Below are 1844 nucleotides of genomic sequence, written 5' to 3' on the forward strand. Positions count from 1 at the left end.
GACATAGACGGCGCGCGACAGCTTGGCCGTAGCCTCCAGAGCCCGCCTGATCTTTGGCAGGTTACGGCCGACCTTCATGATGACGGCGGCATCGGTGTCAGCCAGCCGGCGCGTCAGCTCGAACTCGCTCATCGTGCCGGGCAGCACGGTCAGCACGTCATCGCCCTGGACGATCGGGATACCAGTCTGCGACCAGCAGCCGGACATGGCGGTGACGCCGGGAATGACTTCGGTGGGGAAGCGATGGGCGAGGCGCACATGCAGATGCATGTAGGAGCCGTAGAAAAGCGGGTCGCCCTCGGACAGCACCGCAACCATCTTGCCTGCCTGGAGGTGCTCGGCGACCTTCTCGGCGGACTCCTCATAGAAAGCCGTGATCTGCGACCGGTAGTCGTCGTGCTCCTTGTCGATTTCGGTGGTGACGGGATAGAGCAGCGGCAGTTCCGTCATTTCGGGCCGGAACTGCGCTTCGACGATGGCGCGCGCGTTGCTGTTGTTGCCGCGCTTGGCGAAATAGGCCACGACATCGGCTTCCGCCAAGGCCCGCGCGGCTTTCAGGGTCAGCAGTTCGGGGTCGCCGGGACCGGTGCCGACGCCGACGAGACGGCCTTTGGGAAGCGCGTTCACAGGCCGGGCCTCGCCAATGAATTGAGCGCTGCGGCGGTCATGGCGCTGCCGCCGAGACGGCCACGCACGATGGCATAGGGAACGCCGTAGGAATTCTCGGCCAGCGCGTCCTTCGATTCGGCAGCACCGACGAAGCCGACCGGCATGCCGATGATGGCCGCAGGCTTCGGCGCGCCGTCGCGCAGTTTTTCCAATAGATAGAACAGCGCGGTCGGTGCATTGCCGATGGCAACCACCGAGCCCGCCATGCGCTCGCCCCACAAATCGATCGCGGCGGCCGAACGGGTGTTGCCGATTTCCCTGGCAATGTCGTGCGTGCGCGGATCGCGCAAGGTGCAGATCACCTCGTTGCCGGCCGGCAGCCTGGCGCGGGTGACGCCATGCGAGACCATTTCCGCGTCGCAGAAAATCGGCGCGCCGGCCGCCAAAGCGGTGCGGGCAGCGGCAACGAAATCCTTGGAGAACACAAAATGACTTGAAGCTTCGACCTGGCCGCAGGCATGGATCATGCGGATGGCGACATCGGCCTCGGCTTCGGAGAAGCGCGAAAGATCAGACTCGGCGCGGATAATGGCGAAGGAGCGCTCATAGATCGCCGTGCCGTCATGGATGTAGTCGTAGGCGGCCATGCTCATTTCCGTTTTTCAGTTTGGGCCTGTCGGTAAGCCTCGGCGATACCGGCCGGCCCGAGCCTTGTCAGGCAAGCAGCGGCAGTCTCGCCTTGATATCGTGCGCTGCGGATCATTGCCGCGACGCGGCCGATGCCGCGCGCGGCGTCATAGCCCGGCCTGTAGCCCGCAGGAAGGGCCTTTGCCGTCGCGTTCACGACAAGTCCGGCTCCGTTTTCGCCGCCGACTATCGCTAGGGCTGTCGGGCCGGGATGGGCGCAGCCCTTGGCGCAGCCGGAAATGTGCAGCGTGAAGTCGAGGATGTCGGCGTTTTCAGCGGCAATCGTCTCGGCGATCTCGCGCGTGGCAATGCGGCCGGAGGCGCAGGCCGGCGTGCCGGGGCAAGCGGCTATGCGCGTGCGCGGGTCGGTGGGGGCGGTGACGAAGCCGAGGGCGGTGGCGGTGTGTTGGAGGGGTTGGTTGGCTGCCGGTGGCTGACCGAGGAAGAGCAGGGCGCGGCCGGGGGCTAGGCGGATTTCTGAGGTGCCGAGGGCGAGGGCGTGTTGGGCGAGAGCGATGATCTTCTCTGCTGGCATGCTGCCGTAGGGG

Annotated in this window: 2 protein-coding genes and 1 pseudogene; all 3 read right to left on the bottom strand. The window is 65.8% G+C overall.

Going from position 1 to position 1844, the window contains the following annotated elements; genetic code table 11:
- A partial coding sequence (locus EOD15_RS33720) for a precorrin-2 C(20)-methyltransferase (protein ID WP_127409267.1) occupies nucleotides 1–627 on the bottom strand: 627 nt, incomplete at its 3' end.
- On the bottom strand, nucleotides 624–1256 hold the full coding sequence (locus EOD15_RS33725; protein ID WP_127322119.1) for a precorrin-8X methylmutase: 633 nt from the start codon (nucleotides 1254–1256) through the stop codon (nucleotides 624–626). The genes EOD15_RS33725 and EOD15_RS33720, both read right to left, overlap by 4 nt.
- Nucleotides 1257–1258: 2 nt before the next feature.
- Nucleotides 1259–1844 (bottom strand): annotated as a pseudogene (locus tag EOD15_RS33730) (precorrin-3B synthase); the annotation flags it as partial.

This window comes from Mesorhizobium sp. M7A.T.Ca.US.000.02.2.1 (genome assembly GCF_003996995.1).
Taxonomy (GTDB): Bacteria; Pseudomonadota; Alphaproteobacteria; order Rhizobiales; family Rhizobiaceae; genus Mesorhizobium.